The organism is Streptomyces sp. NPDC110618 (assembly GCF_055657065.1).
Genome location: NZ_JBVKBN010000010.1, coordinates 157,225 through 172,443, shown reverse-complemented (window position 1 = coordinate 172,443; position 15,219 = coordinate 157,225). Strand labels below are relative to the sequence as shown.

Here is a 15,219-nt window from a genome sequence, read left to right as displayed (position 1 = left end):
GGCTAGCGGCGCTGCACCCGGTTCGCGATGGCGTGGCCGATGAACAGGTACACCACCGCGGCGAGGCCGTAACCGGCCACCACCCTGGCCCAGGCCTCGTCGAAGGTGAACAAGTCGTGGGACCAGCCCGCCAGCCAGCGGGCGGTGTCGTGGACGAACTCCACGAAGGCGTTGCCGCGGTTGGCGTCGAGCAGGTACATCAGGATCCACAGGCCCAGGATGAAGGCCATGATGTCGGCGACGGCCGCGATGACCGTGCCGGCCTGGTTGGTGCCGTTGCGATATCGAGGGGACATGCCAGGCGGGTAGCCCGGTCCGCGTCCGGCAAACCCCCGTTCACGAGTTGAGCTCGGCCAGCACCCGCAGCGACCTCTCGTCCGGCGCCAGCGCCAGCAGGTCCGTCACCGGGCCCTTGCGCCACAACTCCAGCCGCTCCGCGATCCGTTCCCGGGGCCCGACCAGGGAGATCTCGTCGGCGAAGGCGTCCGGTACGGCGAGCACGGCCTCCTCCCGGCGCCCGGCGAGGAACAGGTCCTGGATACGGCGGGCCTCCTCCTCGTACCCCATGCGGGCCATGAGGTCGGCGTGGAAGTTGCGGCTGGCGTGGCCCATGCCGCCGATGTAGAAGCCGAGCATGGTCTTGACCGGGAGCAGTCCCTCGGCCACGTCGTCGCAGACGCGGACCTGGGCCATGGGTGCCACCAGGAAGCCCTCCGGGAGGACTTCGGGGAGGGCGTAGGCCTCGGGGCGGGTGGGCGACCAGTACAGCGGCAGCCAGCCGTCGGCGATACGGGTCGTCTGGGCGACGTTCTTCGGCCCCTCGGCACCGAGCAGAACGGGGAGGGCGCCGGGGCGCAGGGGGTGGGTGATGGGCTTGAGGGGTTTGCCGAGGCCGGTGGCGTCGGGCCCGCGGTAGGGGAGGGAGTGGAAGCGCCCGTCCAACTCCACCGGCCCCTCCCGCCGCAGCACTTGCCGTACGACATCCACGTACTCACGGGTCGCGGTCAGCGGCGACTTCGGGAACGGGCGCCCGTACCAGCCCTCCACCACCTGCGGCCCGGACAGGCCGAGGCCGAGCATCATGCGGCCGCCGGAGAGGTGGTCGAGGGTGAGGGCGTGCATCGCGGTCGTGGTCGGTGACCGGGCCGCCATCTGGGCCACCGCCGTCCCCAGCCGGATCCGTGAGGTGTGGGCGGCGATCCAGGTCAGCGGGGTGAAGGCGTCGGAACCCCAGCTCTCGGCCGTCCACACCGAGTCGTACCCGAGCCGCTCGGCCTCCCGTGCCAGCGGCAGGTGCGAGGCGGAGGGGCCGCGGCCCCAGTAACCGAGGGCAAGACCGAGCCGCATGACAGCATCTCCTGACGGTGTGTCAGTTCACGGGGGCTGCGACTGTACGACAACGGCCCCCCGCCCGGAAGGGCGAGGGGCCGTGACCGTTGTGATCGCGTCAGCCGCGCTGGATGCCGCTGGTGTCCTGCAGGACACCGCGACGCCCGTCCTGCGTCTGCGCGATGAGCTGCGCACCGCGCTGCTCGACCGCCAGGTACCAGGTGCCCGGAGCCAGTTCGGCGATCGGCGTCGGCGAACCGTCCTCCGCGAACAGCGGACGGGCCACCGGAACCGCGAACCAGAACGGCGAGAAGTCCCCGGCGGGCTGCGGCGCCGGAGCCTGCGGCTGGGCACCGCCGAACGGCTGCTGACCGCCCTGCGGCTGCGGCTGGCCACCGAACGGCGGCTGACCGGCCTGCGGCTGCGGCGCACCCGGGTACCCGTAACCGCCCTGCGGCGGCTGGCCGCCGTACGGCTGGGGGGCGGCGGGGCCGGGGGCCGGGAGGAGCGGGGCCTTGAGGGCCGGGACCAGCGGTGTGGCAACGGCGGCGCCGGCCATGATCAGCGTCGCGACCAGGGCGAGGATCAGCCCCGTGCCGGCGTCGGGAGCACCGTCGTTGGAGCCGCCGAAGTTGTCGAAGCCACCGGGCACGTCGAAGATGTTGCCCAGCGCACACCACGCGGCGAAGACGGTGAACGCGGCGCCGAACTGGCCGAGGTCGAGTCCGGCGACCTTCAGGGGCTGCGGACGACCCCGGGTGATCACGACGAGCGCGCCACCGATCAGGCCCGCCAGTACGACCCCGAGCAGGACCGGCCCGCTCTCCCACAGGTTGGGGAGGTCGAAGCTGTCCGGAACTCCGTCGACGGAGTACAGGTCGAGGAACGACGCGATGAAGAGCAACACCGCTGCTCCGATCACCACGCCGTCGCCTCTAGTGAGGGAGCGGATATTCACTTCAAGGTCCTTCAGTTCAGTCGTCTCGTCATCAGAAAGAGGCGTCGCTGTCACCATGTCGCCCTCAGGCCCGGTGTGAAGCGCGGGGGTGACCCCTCATCGTAGGGACGACACTATCGTCCGTCCCGTCACGGTGTCCCCCGGGATCATCGTTTGTGAACGTCCCGCCCGCTACCTGCGCAGGAAACTCACGGTTCCTCCGGTCAACGGTTCTGCCCCGCCCGCGCGTCCCCTACATGTCGATGACAGTTCCAGGAGAGGCGGACATGGCAGGCAGACGCGACGAAGAGGCGTTCTCCGAGTTTGTGCAGCTCCGTTCAAGAGCCCTGCTGCGCACCGCCTATCTCCTCTCCGGCGGCGACCACGCACTGGCCGAGGACCTGCTGCAGTCCGCGCTGGTCAAGGCGTACGTCGCCCTGCCCAGGCTGCGTGAGCCGCGGGCGCTGGAGGCCTACGTCCGGCGGACGCTGGCCAACACCGCCACTTCCTGGTGGCGCAGCAGACGCGTGCGCGGCGAGCGACTGACCGGCGGTCTGCCGGAAGGCGCGCTCGACGTGCCCGACCCCGTTGCCCCGGACGGAGCCTCGGAGGTCGACGAACGGGAGCGGATCTGGGCCTGGGTGTGCTCGCTGCCGCCCCGACAACGCGCGGTGATCGTACTGCGTTACTACGAGGACCTCACCGAGCCGCAGACCGCCGAGTTGCTGAGCTGCTCGGTCGGCACGGTGAAGACCCAGGCCCACCGGGCCCTGAAGAAGTTGCGCGCGATGGTCGCCGGGGGATTGCCGAACGCTGTGGAGGAAGCGCTGTGACGGAGCGGAGCGAAGAGCAGGAACAGGGCGGCCAGGTGCGGGAACTGCTCGCCACACGGGCGGACGAGGTGTCCCTGCCCGACGGTTGGGCGGACCGCGTGCTGCGCGACGGCAAACGCGCGGTGGGGCGGCGGCGGTTGGCCGCGACGACCGCAGCGGTGGCCGCGGTCGCGGCGGTCGGGGTCCTGCTGAGCGGTCTGCCGGGGACCGGCGAGCAGCCGCCGGCCTCGCGGCCGGAGTGGGCGACCGCGGACTCGGTACCGCAGGCGCTGCGGAAAATGCCCGTCGGGCCGGACACGGATGTGCCGTACGGGACGCGCGGCGAGCAGGGAAAGGGAGCCCTGCGGGTCATGCTCGGCGGCCGGGCGATCCCCATTCCGAAGGAGTACACCGGGCTTCGGATCTGGCGCGCCGGAGACAGGGGATTCGTCTATCTCGCGGACGGGCCCGGCGATGTCGCGGTCGTGGTCCATGTCGACGCGGACGGAACCTCGACGGAACTCGAACGCACGGCGAAGGGCGAGTACACCACCCAGCTCAACGTCTCCGAGGACGGGCGGTTCGCGGCGTGGACCGTGCACCCCAACGAGGGCCGGTCGCAGGTCGTGAAGCGCGCCGATCTGACCACCGGCAAGGTCGGCTCCCGTTCCTACGACGACATCGACTCGGTCCACGGTTTCGCCGGTGACGACGTACTCATCAACTGGGACGCGCGCGTCCAGAACATCGGCAGCCTCGACCGGGACGGAACGCCCTGGCCGTCCGCGGACCGGGACGGGGGGGTGGAGGACTACTCGGTGGCCTCGGACACCGTGCTCCTGTCCACGTCCGACGGCTGCATGCGCGCCTATTCCATCGCGCAGCCGGACAACCAGCGCTGGAAGGTTTGCGACATGGAGGACGTGCACTTCTCGCCGGACGGGCAGCGGTTCGTCGCCCTGCGCGAGGGCGGATACGTCGTGAGCGACACGTCGAGCGGCGAGGTGACGGGCGGGCTGTGGTCGGTCCCATCGGTCCATCCCCAGGACATGGCCTGGGAGGACGACGACACGGTGCTACTGGAACTGGCCGAGGCGAAACCCGCTCGGACCAAAGACGGAATGATTGCCCCTATCGCCCCGCAGTACGGGCCGTCCTACTTGGTCCGCTGCCACGTGGAACAGGAACGCTGCGAACTCGTGGACACGGGCGGCCCGGTCAAGGCCTTCCCCAGCTCCAGCTCGTAGGCACGGGCGCCGGGCTTCCTACTTCTCCAGGAAGCCCGCGATCCCCTCGGAGATCCCCTGCGCCGCCTTCTGCCGCCAGGCCTCGCTGGTCAGCTGGGCCGCGTCCTTGCTGTCGCGCATGTTGCCGCACTCGATGAAGACCTTGGGGGCCGTCGACAGGTTGAGGCCGCCGAGGTCCTTGCGGGTGACGAGACCGGTGCCGTCGCCGACGTAGTTGGAGGGGGCGCTGCCGGTGACGCGGACGAAGGCGCCCGCGATGCGTTCGCCGAGGTTCTTGGAGGGGGCGACGATCGGACGGGTGTCGGCGGCACCGGAGTTGACCGCGCCGGGGAGGATGACGTGGAAGCCCCGGTTGCCGCTGCCCGCGCCGTCGGCGTGGAGGGAGACCACGGCGTCGGCCTTGGCCTTGTTGCCGATGCGGGCCCGCTCGTCGATGCACGGCCCGTACGAGCGGTCGCCGTCGTGGGTGAGCTCCACCGTGGCGCCCTGCTTCTCCAGCAGCGTGCGCATGCGGTGGGCGACGTCCAGGGTGAAGTCGGCCTCCCGGTAACCGGAGTTCGTGGCCGTGCCGGTGGTGTCGCACTCCTTCATCGCCGTACCGATGTCCACCTTGCGGTTGATCTCGGCGGTGTGCTGGAAGTTGCCCGGGTTGTGGCCCGGGTCGATGACGACGACCTTGCCCGCGAGGGGAGCGGAGGGGGAGGGTTCCGTGGACTCGGAGGGGGACGTGGTGGGCTCCGTGGGCGTCTCGCTCGGCCGCTCGGGGTCGGTGCTCCGGGCGGACGCCGTCGGTGTTCCCACCGCCGCCTTGTCCGAGCTGCCTCCCCCGTCGTCCGAGCCGCCGAACGCCGCGTACGCCCCCCATCCGAGCAACGCGCCCGGTACGAGCGCGACGAGCGCCACCGTCAGGGCGCGGCGACGGGGGCGGCGGGGCGGCTGCGGATCGAAGTCCGGTCCTACGTACGACACGACTGCGACTCTAACGGCGCCCTCAGATCCCCGCCCCCGTTCGACGCAGCACCCGCAGCGAGTCCGTGACGGAGATCTCCTCGAACGCGCCCGACTCCAGCGCGCGCAGGTAGACGCGGTACGGGGCCTGGCCGGTGAACTCGTCCACCGGGTCCGGGAAGACGTCGTGGATGACGAGCAGGCCGCCCTCGGCCACATGGGGGGCCCAGCCCTCGTAGTCGGCGGTGGCGTGCTCGTCGGTGTGGCCGCCGTCGACGAAGACCAGGCCGAGCGGGGTCGACCAGAGGCGGGCGATCTGCGGGGAGCGGCCGACCAGGGCCACCACGTGGTCCTCCAGGCCCGCCCTGTGCAGGGTGCGGCGGAAGGTGGGCAGCGTGTCCATCACACCCAGCTCGGGGTCGACCGTCTCCGGGTCGTGGTAGTCCCAGCCCGGCTGCTGCTCCTCGCTGCCGCGGTGGTGGTCGACGGTGAGGGCGGTCACCCCGGCGGCCCGGGCCGCGTCGGCGAGCAGGATCGTGGAGCGCCCGCAGTACGTGCCGACCTCCAGCAACGGCAGCCCGAGCCGCCCCGCCTCCACGGCCGCCGCGTACAGGGCGAGGCCCTCACCCGTGGGCATGAACCCCTTCGCCGCCTCGAACGCGGCGAGGATCTCGGGCTTGGGGGCCGGGTGTGCCGGGGTCATGGGCGGGGCCTTCCGGTCGTACGGGCTTGTCGGCGCCCCATGCTGCCGTACGTCCCCTTTGGCGCGGCGACGGGGCTGGGTGTCAGCGGGTGCGGAGTTCCGCGAGAGCACCGCTCTCCTCGGTCACCGCCGCCTCCCCTTCACTGCTGGCCCGCAGCCGCGGCGCCCGGTCCGGCTTGGGCAGGAACAGGGCCAGCAGCAGGCCGACCGCCACCGCGGCGGTCGCGATCAGGAACGAGACGCGGAAGCCGTGCATCGTGGGGACCGCCACACCGTTCACCGTGTCCGCCGTGTTGGCCAGCACCATGCCGATGACGGCGCTGGAGACGGACGTACCGATGGACCGCATCAGCGTGTTCAGGCCGTTCGCGGCGCCCGTCTCGGAGGCCGGGACCGCGCCCACGATCAGGGCGGGCAGCGAGGAGTAGGCGAGGCCGATGCCCGCGCCCAGCAGCACCGAGATGACCAGGGACTGCCAGGCCGCGCTCATCAGACCGAGCCCGGCGCCGTAGCCGACGGCGATGATCAGCAGGCCGAGGATGAGGGTGAACTTGGGGCCGTGCCTGGCGGAGAGGCGGGCGTAGACCGGCGCCGTGACCATCATCGTCAGGCCCAGCGGCGCGACCAGCAGGCCCGCGACGACCATCGACTGGCCGAGGCCGTAGCCGGTGCTGGTGGGGAGCTGGAGGAGCTGGGGCAGGACCAGGGAGACGACGTAGAAGGAGACGCCGACCATGATCGAGGCGAGGTTGGTGAACAGGACCGCCGGGCGGGCGGTGGTGCGCAGGTCGACCAGCGGGGCCTTGGCGCGCAGCTCGTAGGCGCCCCACAGGAGCAGTACGGCGGCGGAGGCCGCGAACAGGCCGAGCGTGGTGGCGGAGGACCAGCCCCAGTCGCTGCCCTTGGTGATCGGAAGCAGGAAGAGGACCAGGCCGGTGGACAGGCCCAGCGCTCCCGGCAGGTCGAAGGAGCCCCGGGCGCGCATCGGGGTCTCCGGTACGACGAGCAGGGTGAGGGCGATGGCGAGGGCGCCGAGGCCGGCGGCGCCGTAGAAGAGGGCGTGCCAGTCGGTGTGCTGGGCGATCAGGGCCGCGCCGGGCAGCGCGAGTCCGCCGCCGACGCCGATGGAGGAGCTCATCAGCGCCATCGCCGAGCCGAGCTTCTCGCGGGGCAGCATGTCGCGCATCAGGCCGATGCCGAGCGGGATGGCGCCCATCGCGAACCCCTGGAGGGTACGGCCGACGATCATCGGCACCAGGGCGCTGGTCACGGCGCTGACCAGGGCCCCGGCCACCATCACGGCGAGGCTGAGGATCAGCATCCGGCGCTTGCCGTACAGATCGCCGAGGCGTCCCATGATCGGCGTGGCCACGGCGCCGGAGAGGAGGGTGGAGGTGAGGACCCAGGTGGCGTCGGCGGGAGAGGTGTCCAGCAGCTGCGGCAGGTCCTTGATGACCGGCACCAGCAGGGTCTGCATCACCGCGACCACGATGCCCGCGAAGGCGAGGACGGGGACGACGGCGGGGCGGTCGTTGGTCGTACGTGTCATGTGTAGCTTGAAGTCGGTGCGCCGGGGCAACTATTCCGATGCTTCGGCTTACTAACTAAATCTTGACCTTTGGGAGGGAAACCGGTGACCGATCCGGAGGATCTGCGGCAGCAAGCGGACATCAGCCGTCTGCTGCTGTACTACCTGTCCGCACCCCTCGTCGAGGGCAGCCGCCTGCGCGGAGTCCTGCCCGCCCCGGGCGCCGTGCGGATCGCCGTCCGGACCGGGGAGGACGAGGGCGACGCCCCGGTCCTGTACGAGATCCCCCACGACTCGGTCGCGCCGTACTGGATCCCCGGCATTCTGCGCACCGTCCTGACCCGGCGCGGGGTCCACGCCGGCGGCGGCCCGGACGAGGTCATGGGGATGGCCGTGGTCCGTCTCCGTCCCGAGGAAATCACCCCGGACCCGGAACCCGAACAAGGGCTGGCGCTCACCGTCCTGCGCGCCCTGTCGGACAATCCGTACGACGACACGGTGTCCCCCTTCCTGATCGGGTTCCTGCTGCGTGAGCACGGCCTGCTGCGCCTGTACGTCCGGCACCCCGACCACCCGGACATCGTCGGTGTCGACCTCCGCCTGACCGCCGCGTCCACGGCTCTGATCGCCTCCGTCCCCAGCCTCGTCGGGCAAGCGCAGTACCAGCGGCCGTCCCCCGACGACCCGCACTGCGCCCTCGTCGTGGACCTGACCGACTGGTAGGGCATCCACTGCCCACGTCCTGTGTCCCAGGGGCATACGTCCCAGGTGCCTACGTCCAAGGGGCCTACGTCCAAGGACCGAGCGAGCTCACGGCCAAAACCTGATGCCAGGACCGTTCCGGTGTTGAGAGCATGACGCGCATGCTCGATGCCGCCGAAGTCAGTCGTGTGCCCCGTCGTGTCGCGCCGCCGATGTGGCTGGTGGTGGCGCTCGCGTGTGCCGGGCAGTTCCTGGTCGTGCTCGACGTGTCCGTGGTGAACACCGCGCTGCCCTCGATGCGTACCGGGCTCGGGCTGAGCGAGCACGGGCTGCAGTGGGTGGTGAACACGTACACCATCGCTTTCGCCGGGTTCATGCTGCTCGGCGGCCGGGCCGGTGACCTCTACGGGCGCAAGCGGATGTTCCTCGTCGGGCTCGGCCTGTTCACGCTGGCCTCCCTCGGCGGCGGACTCGCCCAGGACGACTGGCAACTGCTGCTCGCGCGCGCCGTGCAGGGACTCGGCGCGGCCGTACTGGCGCCGTCGACCCTGACGATCCTCACCTCCGCCGTCCCGGAGGGCCCGGCGCGGGCGCGGGCGATAGCCACCTGGACCGCGGTCGGCGCGGGCGGCGGCGCCGCGGGCGGGCTGGTCGGCGGACTGCTCGTGGAGGCGCTGTCCTGGCGCTGGGTCCTGCTGATCAACGTGCCGGTCGGCGCGGTCGTGCTGTTCGGCGCCGCCCGCTGGCTGGCCGAGAGCCGCGCGGGCGACGGACGCCGCCTCGACCTGCCCGGCGCCGTCCTGGTGACCGCGGGCCTCGCCACCCTCGCCTACGGCATCTCACAGACCGAGGCCGAGGGCTGGACGGCCACCGCCACGCTGGTCCCGCTGGCCGCCGGGCTCGTCATGATCGCCCTCTTCCTCGCGGTCGAGGCCCGTACGACGGCCCCGCTGATGCCGCTCGGGCTGCTCGCCCGCCGCTCGGTGTCCTCGGCGAACGTGTCGATGTTCCTGTGCGGGTCGGCGATGTTCTGCATGTGGTTCTTCATGACGCTGTACGCCCAGAACGTCCTCGGCTACAGCCCCTTGGAGGCCGGACTCGCCCTGGTCCCCAGCTCGCTCGCCGTGGTCGTCGGCTCCAAACTCGCCCCCCGCTTCATGCCGAGCCTCGGCGCCCGCGCCCTGGCGGCGATCGGCACCCTCGTGGCCGCCATCGGCTTCGCCTGGCAGTCGACGATGACCGTGGACGGCTCCTACCTCACCGCGATCATGATCCCCGGGATCCTGATGATGTTCGGCGCGGGCCTGACCGCCACCCCGCTCGCCTCCCTCGCCACGTCCGGGGCACCGCCGCAGGAGGCGGGACTGGTGTCGGGCCTGGTGAACACCTCGCGGACGATGGGCGGTTCGCTGGGACTCGCGGTGATGTCCACGATCGCCGCCACCCGCACCGGTTCCGACGGCACGGCCGAGGCGCTCACCGAGGGGTACGCGCTGGTGTTCCGCACGGGCACCGGAGTACTCGTGGCGGGGACGCTGCTGATGCTGCTGTGGCTGCCGCGGAGAATGTCCGCGGAGTGAGGCAACGGTCCGGGCGGCTCATGGACTCCTTCATTCATCTAGGAGGTGCCCATGGGGGAACGGACAAAGGCGCGGGACGAGGAGTTCCAGCACTTCGTCGCCGGCCGCTGGCCGCGGCTGATGCGCACGGCATTTCTCCTCACGGGGGAGCAGCACGCCGCGGAGGACCTGGTCCAGTCGACGCTCGAACAGGTCTACGTGGCCTGGCGCAGAGTCGGCGCGGCCGACGAACCGGACGCGTACGTACGACGCGTGATGATCAACGCCCACGCACGCAAGCACCGCAGGCGGCTCGTGGAGTTCCTGGCGCCCAGGGACGACTCCGGCCTGGTCCGTGAGGTGCCGGACACCGGCGACCGCATCGCCCAGGCCGACGACCGGGGCGTACTGCTGAAGGCGCTGGCCCAACTGCCGCCCCGCCAGCGCGAGGCGGTGGTGCTGCGCTACTGGGAGGACCTCACCGAGACCCAGACGGCGGAGGCCATGGGCTGCTCGGTCGGCGCGGTGAAGAGCAACGCGGCCAAGGGGATCGCGAAACTGCGCGCCATACCGGGGCTGGCGGAGACGGTGACGTACGGGGGGCGGAAATGATGCACACGGACCGGGAGTCGAACGGCGACATGACACACAGGGACATCGCCCTCCTGCTGGCCGAGGCGGCGGACGGGGTCGAGATCGGTATAGCCCCGACCCAGACAGTGATCCGCCGGGGCCGCAGGCGCCGGGCACGAAGGTGGGCGGTGGCGGCGGTCACGGCCGTGGTGATCGCGGGCTCGACCGGTGCGCTGGCGGTCACCGGGGCCGTGGGCGGCCGGGGCGACAGGCAGGTGGCCACGGGGCGGGTCGATCTGACGTCCCCGCAGCGGACCAGGCTGGCGAGCGGCACGGACCGGGGCCGGGACTGGTGGGTCTCCGTCGACGTGTGGCCGGCCCCGCGCGACGAGGCGGAGGCGCGGATCGTCTGGGACGCGCTCGCCGAACAGGAGGGCACCCCGAAGGACGCCGAGAAACCCTCCGACCTGATCGGCACGGTCACGTACTTCGTCAAGCGGACGTACGGCGTGGAGACGACGGTCGTACTGGAGAACCGCATCCCGCTGCGCGCCATGGCGTACACAGCGGACATCCCTACCGCCGCGATCCCCTTGGCCCCCGACACCGCCGGCCCCGAGCGCCTGGTCATCGGCCAAGTGCTCAGCAGCGCCCAAGACATCAAGTGCCTATGGAAGGACGGCACCGCCACGGAAGTGCGCCGCACCGACAAGGAGGAGTCGATCAGCGCCGACGAAGGCGTGCTCCGTGGTGTCCAGGGCTCCCCGGTGGACATGTTCGTCTGTCTCGCTCCCGAGGGCACGGCCTTCAAGACGACGGAGAGCCAGATCTTCGCGTCGGCAACGGACGCCAGCCAGGTGTACTGATCGCGAGCGTTGTCGACGCCCGCCGTTCGGATCAGTCGGCCATGGCCGACCCGTCCCTGCACCCCCCTACAACCACCCCTGCTCCCGCACCGCCCGTACGGCCTCGGGGCGGCTGCGGGCGCCGACCTTGGCCGTGGCGGAAGAGAGGAGATCGACAACCTCGGACTCGGGCAGGCGCAGCGCGGCGGCGATGTCGGCGACCGTCGCACCGCCGGCCGAGGCCCGCAGCACCTCGCACTCGTCGGCGGTCAGCGGACTGGGCCCGGCGTTCAGCGCCGCCGCGGCGAGTGCCGGGTCGATGACCGTCTCCCCGGTCAGCACGCGGCGGATCGCCAGCGTCAGCTCGTCCACCGGGCCGTCCTTCACCAAGAAGCCGACGGCGCCCGCGGCCATGGCCCGCCGCAGGTAGCCGGGGCGGCCGTGGGTGGTGAGGATCAGCACCCGGCAGTCGGGCACCTGGTCGCGCAGATCCGCGGCGGCCTCCAGACCGCCCCGGACCGGCAGTTCGACGTCGAGCAGCGCCACGTCCGGCCGGTGGACGAGGGCCGCGTCCACCACCGCGTCACCCGAACCGACCTGCGCCACCACCCGAAGGTCCGGCTCCATCCCGAGCAGCACCGCGAGCGCGCCCCGCCCGCTGCCCCGGCCCTCGGCGAGGAGTATCCGGACGGACTTGGCGGGACGGTAATTCCGGGGCATTTCGTTCACGGATCAAGAGTAGGGCGTACGCGCGGCATCGGGGCAGGTGAAAGGTGCCCCGGACGCCACTCGGGCGCCCCTCTTGAAGAGCTGACGCCGTGTCAGGAGTATTCACAACTACAGAGCCCTCGGCTATAACGAGTCCGCTGGACTGGAACGCGTTCTAGATCCGTCGACGACCCTGTGTTCCGATCCACCCTCGCGCGACCTCGGCGCGGCCGACGGTGCGGACGACCGTGCCGAGGTCTCAGACCCGTCAGGAGCCCCATGCCCATCGACCCCGCGAAGGCCCTCGCCGCCGAACCCAAGTCCGGGGAGATCTCCTGGACCGCCAAGGACGTCCTGCTCTACCACCTCGGCATCGGCGCCGGAGTCCCCGCCACCGACCCCGGCGAGCTGCGCTACACCCTGGAGTCCCGCCTCCAGGTGCTGCCCAGCTTCGCCACCGTCGCCGGAGCCGGAGCCCCCGGAGTGATCAGCGGACTGTCGATGCCCGGCATCGAGGTCGAGCTGGCCCGCGTCCTGCACGGCGGGCAGAGCCTTCAGATCCACCGCCCCCTCCCGGTCGAGGGCACCGCCACCTCCACCAACCGCGTCGCCGCCGTCTACGACAAGGGCAAGGCCGCCGTCCTCGTCCTGCGCACCGAAGTCACCGACGCCGACGGCCCGCTGTGGACGAACGACTCCCAGATCTTCATCCGCGGCGAGGGCGGCTTCGGCGGCGACCGGGGACCCTCCGCCCGCCTGGACCCACCCACCGGCGACCCCGACAAGACCGTGGAGCGCACCCTGCGCGAGGACCAGGCGCTGCTCTACCGGCTCTCCGGCGACTGGAACCCCCTGCACGCCGATCCCGAGTTCGCGGCGCAGGCTGGATTCGACCGGCCGATCCTGCACGGCCTGTGCACCTACGGCGTCACCCTCAAGGCGGTCGTCGACACCCTGCTCGGCGGCGACGCGAGCCGCGTCCGGTCCTACGCCACCAGGTTCGCCGGGGTCGTGTTCCCGGGGGAGACCCTGCGCATCCGGATGTGGCACCGGGACGACACCGTCCGGGTCACCGTCACCGCCGCCGACCGGGACGACGCCCCGGCTCTGACCGACACCGTCGTCCGCCACACCTGAGTTCGAGTCCCACGCCCGCCACGTACGGGTCCGAGTCCCGCATCAGCCGCCCACCCGCATCAGCCGCCCACGGGTCCGAACCCCACCCCACCCCACCCCATCCACTCCTGAGCCCGAGTCCCAAGCCAACGCCGAGGGGAGCCGCACCATGCGCGCAGCCGTACTGCACGAGACCGGCCAGGACAAGCTGGAGGTCCTCGACGACGTGGAGGCGGTCGGCTTCGGCCCCGGCCGGGTCCGGATCCGGATACGGGCCACCGGCCTGTGCCACTCCGACCTGTCCGCGATGAACGGCGTCCTGCCGCAGCCCGCCCCCTTCGTCCCCGGCCACGAGGGCGCCGGCGAGATCGTCGAGGTCGGCGACGGCGTCAGCCACCTCAAGCCCGGCGACCGCGTGGTCGTCTGCTGGCTGCCCCCGTGCGGCGCCTGCCCCGCCTGCAAACGCGGCCAGAGCCAGCTGTGCCTGGCCGGGTTCATGAACGCCGGCACCCCCAACTTCAAGCGCCCCGGCGGGGATGTCTTCGGCTTCGCGGGCACCGGCACCTTCGCCGAGGAGGTCGTCGTCGACGCCGGCTGCGCGGTGCCGATGCCCGAGGACGTGCCCTTCGACATAGCCGCCCTCATCGGCTGCGGCGTCACCACCGGACTCGGCGCCGCGATCAACACCGCCCAGGTGCAGGCCGGTTCCTCGGTCGCCGTCATCGGCTGCGGAGGCGTCGGGATCTCCGCGATCCAGGGCGCCCGGCTCCAGGGCGCCGCCGAGATCGTCGCCGTCGACCCCGTACCGGGCCGCCGCGAGGCCGCGCTGAGGTTCGGCGCCACCAAGGCCGTGAGCCCCGACGAACTGCCCGACGCCAAGCAGCAGATCACCGCCGGAGAGGGCTTCGACTACGTCTTCGAGGTCGTCGGCAGGTCCGCCACCGCCCGTACCGCCTACGAGAACACCCGCCGCGGCGGCACCCTGGTGATCGTCGGCGCGGGCGCCATGGACGACAACTTCCAGCTCAACATGTTCGAGCTGTTCTTCGACGAGAAGCGGATCCTGCCGTCCCTGTACGGCGGCGGCGACGTCCTGCGCTCCTACGAACGGACCGTCGCCCTGTGGCGGGCGGGCCGGATCGACCTGGAAGGGCTGATCACCCACCGGGTGCCGCTGGCGGAGATCAACGAGGCGCTGGACCAGATGCGCACGGGCACCGCCCTGCGTACGTGCATCGAGCTGTGAGGGCGGGGCCGATGGACAGCCCTCTCGACCAACCCCTCGCCGGTCTCACCGCGATCGTCACCGGTGCCGGACGCGGCCTGGGCCGAGCCGAGGCGCTGGAACTGGCCCGGCTCGGGGCCGCCGTCATCGTCAACGACTACGGGCAGCCCGGCCGGGACGGTTCCGGTGAGGCCTCCGCCGGACCCGCCGAGGAGACCGCCGCCGAGATCCGTGCCGCGGGCGGCCGGGCGGTGGCGCACACGGGAGACGTCGCCGACTTCCAGGAGGCCGCCCGGCTGGTGGGGCTGGCGATCGAGGAGTTCGGCAAGCTGGACATCCTCGTCAACAACGCGGGCATCCTGCGTGACCGCATGGTCTTCTCGATGACCGAGGAGGAGTGGGACTCGGTGATCCGGGTCCACCTCAAGGGCCACTTCAACACCACCCGGTTCGCCGCCGCCCACTGGCGCGAGCGGTCCAAGGCGGCGGGCGGGCCGGTGTTCGGGCGGATCGTGAACACCTCCTCGGAGGCGTTCCTCGCCGGATCGGCGGGCCAGCCCAACTACGCGGCGGCCAAGGGCGGAATCGTCGGACTGACCACCTCCACGGCGCTGGCGCTCGCCAAGTACGGGGTGACGGCCAATGCCATCTGTCCCCGGGCCCGGACCCGGATGACCGAGGACGTGTTCGGCGAGGCGAGCGCGGAGGGCGGTCTCGACCCGCTCGCCCCCGAGCATGTCGCCCCGCTCGTCGGCTACTTGGCCTCCCCGGCCGCCGCCCGCGTCAACGGCCAGCTCCTCGTCGTGCACGGCGGCATGGTCGCGGTGGTGGAACGGCCCCGGGTGCGGGCCCGGTTCGACAGCAAGCAGGAGACGTTCACGTACGACGAGTTGGACGCCGTACTGACCGAGCACTACGCGGACCGGCCGCCGGGGGAGACGTTCGCGGCGGCGGAAGTACTGGCGCTGAAGCGGGCGTAGGGCCGCC

16 protein-coding genes are annotated in these 15,219 nt (G+C 71.6%); 9 read left to right on the top strand and 7 right to left on the bottom strand.

Features of this window, described 5'->3' with window-relative positions; translation table 11 throughout:
• Positions 1-2: 2 nt before the first annotated feature.
• The 3 genes from ACZ7L7_RS19240 to ACZ7L7_RS19230 form a co-directional block, all read right to left on the bottom strand.
• Positions 3-296 (bottom strand): hypothetical protein, encoded by a 294-nt coding sequence (locus ACZ7L7_RS19240; protein ID WP_093720145.1) that lies wholly within the window; start codon positions 294-296, stop codon positions 3-5.
• Positions 297-336: 40 nt separating this feature from the next.
• The gene (locus ACZ7L7_RS19235; protein WP_471593278.1) at positions 337-1,347 is read right to left on the bottom strand and encodes an LLM class F420-dependent oxidoreductase; all 1,011 of its coding nucleotides are present in this window, start codon (positions 1,345-1,347) and stop codon (positions 337-339) included.
• A 100-nt stretch (positions 1,348-1,447) separates the two neighbouring features.
• Complete coding sequence (locus ACZ7L7_RS19230; RefSeq protein WP_285434839.1) at positions 1,448-2,287, bottom strand: DUF5336 domain-containing protein; 840 nt, start codon at positions 2,285-2,287, stop codon at positions 1,448-1,450.
• A 266-nt stretch (positions 2,288-2,553) separates the two neighbouring features.
• Here ACZ7L7_RS19230 and ACZ7L7_RS19225 point away from each other — a divergent pair, with 266 nt between their 5' ends.
• Complete coding sequence (locus ACZ7L7_RS19225; protein WP_093720148.1) at positions 2,554-3,099, top strand: SigE family RNA polymerase sigma factor; 546 nt, start codon at positions 2,554-2,556, stop codon at positions 3,097-3,099.
• On the top strand, positions 3,096-4,325 hold the full coding sequence (locus tag ACZ7L7_RS19220) for a hypothetical protein (RefSeq protein ID WP_261718216.1): 1,230 nt from the start codon (positions 3,096-3,098) through the stop codon (positions 4,323-4,325). The genes ACZ7L7_RS19225 and ACZ7L7_RS19220 overlap by 4 nt, the downstream gene beginning before the upstream one ends.
• A gap of 18 nt (positions 4,326-4,343) precedes the next feature.
• Here ACZ7L7_RS19220 and ACZ7L7_RS19215 read toward each other — a convergent pair whose 3' ends face one another.
• The 3 genes from ACZ7L7_RS19215 to ACZ7L7_RS19205 form a co-directional block, all read right to left on the bottom strand.
• Positions 4,344-5,294, bottom strand: a complete 951-nt coding sequence (locus ACZ7L7_RS19215) for an N-acetylmuramoyl-L-alanine amidase (RefSeq protein WP_472076608.1) — start codon at positions 5,292-5,294, stop codon at positions 4,344-4,346.
• A gap of 22 nt (positions 5,295-5,316) precedes the next feature.
• Complete coding sequence (locus ACZ7L7_RS19210; protein ID WP_472076606.1) at positions 5,317-5,976, bottom strand: class I SAM-dependent methyltransferase; 660 nt, start codon at positions 5,974-5,976, stop codon at positions 5,317-5,319.
• Between the two features lie 82 nt (positions 5,977-6,058).
• Positions 6,059-7,525, bottom strand: coding sequence for an MFS transporter (locus ACZ7L7_RS19205; protein WP_472076604.1), 1,467 nt, complete (start codon positions 7,523-7,525; stop codon positions 6,059-6,061).
• A gap of 84 nt (positions 7,526-7,609) precedes the next feature.
• Between ACZ7L7_RS19205 and ACZ7L7_RS19200 the strand changes: the two genes are divergently transcribed.
• The 4 genes from ACZ7L7_RS19200 (at position 7,610) to ACZ7L7_RS19185 (ending at position 11,204) form a co-directional block, all read left to right on the top strand.
• Positions 7,610-8,227 (top strand): hypothetical protein, encoded by a 618-nt coding sequence (locus tag ACZ7L7_RS19200; RefSeq protein WP_472076602.1) that lies wholly within the window; start codon positions 7,610-7,612, stop codon positions 8,225-8,227.
• Positions 8,228-8,358: 131 nt separating this feature from the next.
• On the top strand, positions 8,359-9,786 hold the full coding sequence (locus ACZ7L7_RS19195; protein ID WP_453606214.1) for an MFS transporter: 1,428 nt from the start codon (positions 8,359-8,361) through the stop codon (positions 9,784-9,786).
• A gap of 51 nt (positions 9,787-9,837) precedes the next feature.
• Positions 9,838-10,377, top strand: coding sequence for a SigE family RNA polymerase sigma factor (locus tag ACZ7L7_RS19190; RefSeq protein ID WP_285515722.1), 540 nt, complete (start codon positions 9,838-9,840; stop codon positions 10,375-10,377).
• A 29-nt stretch (positions 10,378-10,406) separates the two neighbouring features.
• Complete coding sequence (locus ACZ7L7_RS19185; RefSeq protein WP_285515721.1) at positions 10,407-11,204, top strand: hypothetical protein; 798 nt, start codon at positions 10,407-10,409, stop codon at positions 11,202-11,204.
• A gap of 66 nt (positions 11,205-11,270) precedes the next feature.
• On the opposite strand, the gene ACZ7L7_RS19180 is transcribed toward ACZ7L7_RS19185, so the two are convergent.
• The gene (locus ACZ7L7_RS19180) at positions 11,271-11,903 is read right to left on the bottom strand and encodes a response regulator (RefSeq protein ID WP_285515748.1); all 633 of its coding nucleotides are present in this window, start codon (positions 11,901-11,903) and stop codon (positions 11,271-11,273) included.
• Positions 11,904-12,170: 267 nt separating this feature from the next.
• Here ACZ7L7_RS19180 and ACZ7L7_RS19175 point away from each other — a divergent pair, with 267 nt between their 5' ends.
• The 3 genes from ACZ7L7_RS19175 (at position 12,171) to ACZ7L7_RS19165 (ending at position 15,212) form a co-directional block, all read left to right on the top strand.
• On the top strand, positions 12,171-13,028 hold the full coding sequence (locus ACZ7L7_RS19175) for a MaoC/PaaZ C-terminal domain-containing protein (RefSeq protein ID WP_285515720.1): 858 nt from the start codon (positions 12,171-12,173) through the stop codon (positions 13,026-13,028).
• A 148-nt stretch (positions 13,029-13,176) separates the two neighbouring features.
• Positions 13,177-14,253: a Zn-dependent alcohol dehydrogenase gene (locus ACZ7L7_RS19170; RefSeq protein ID WP_285515719.1), complete on the top strand. Its 1,077-nt coding sequence runs from the start codon at positions 13,177-13,179 to the stop codon at positions 14,251-14,253.
• Positions 14,254-14,264: 11 nt separating this feature from the next.
• Complete coding sequence (locus tag ACZ7L7_RS19165) at positions 14,265-15,212, top strand: 3-oxoacyl-ACP reductase (protein ID WP_285515718.1); 948 nt, start codon at positions 14,265-14,267, stop codon at positions 15,210-15,212.
• Positions 15,213-15,219: the final 7 nt, after the last annotated feature.

Coding starts and splice junctions, on each gene's coding strand:
- ACZ7L7_RS19240 (WP_093720145.1), bottom strand. CDS start 296: ATGTCCCCTCGATATCGCAACGGCACCAACCAGGCCGGCACGGTCATC.
- ACZ7L7_RS19235 (WP_471593278.1), bottom strand. CDS start 1,347: ATGCGGCTCGGTCTTGCCCTCGGTTACTGGGGCCGCGGCCCCTCCGCC.
- ACZ7L7_RS19225 (WP_093720148.1), top strand. CDS start 2,554: ATGGCAGGCAGACGCGACGAAGAGGCGTTCTCCGAGTTTGTGCAGCTC.
- ACZ7L7_RS19210 (WP_472076606.1), bottom strand. CDS start 5,976: ATGACCCCGGCACACCCGGCCCCCAAGCCCGAGATCCTCGCCGCGTTC.
- ACZ7L7_RS19205 (WP_472076604.1), bottom strand. CDS start 7,525: ATGACACGTACGACCAACGACCGCCCCGCCGTCGTCCCCGTCCTCGCC.
- ACZ7L7_RS19195 (WP_453606214.1), top strand. CDS start 8,359: ATGACGCGCATGCTCGATGCCGCCGAAGTCAGTCGTGTGCCCCGTCGT.
- ACZ7L7_RS19190 (WP_285515722.1), top strand. CDS start 9,838: ATGGGGGAACGGACAAAGGCGCGGGACGAGGAGTTCCAGCACTTCGTC.
- ACZ7L7_RS19185 (WP_285515721.1), top strand. CDS start 10,407: ATGACACACAGGGACATCGCCCTCCTGCTGGCCGAGGCGGCGGACGGG.
- ACZ7L7_RS19180 (WP_285515748.1), bottom strand. CDS start 11,903: ATGCCCCGGAATTACCGTCCCGCCAAGTCCGTCCGGATACTCCTCGCC.
- ACZ7L7_RS19175 (WP_285515720.1), top strand. CDS start 12,171: ATGCCCATCGACCCCGCGAAGGCCCTCGCCGCCGAACCCAAGTCCGGG.
- ACZ7L7_RS19170 (WP_285515719.1), top strand. CDS start 13,177: ATGCGCGCAGCCGTACTGCACGAGACCGGCCAGGACAAGCTGGAGGTC.
- ACZ7L7_RS19165 (WP_285515718.1), top strand. CDS start 14,265: ATGGACAGCCCTCTCGACCAACCCCTCGCCGGTCTCACCGCGATCGTC.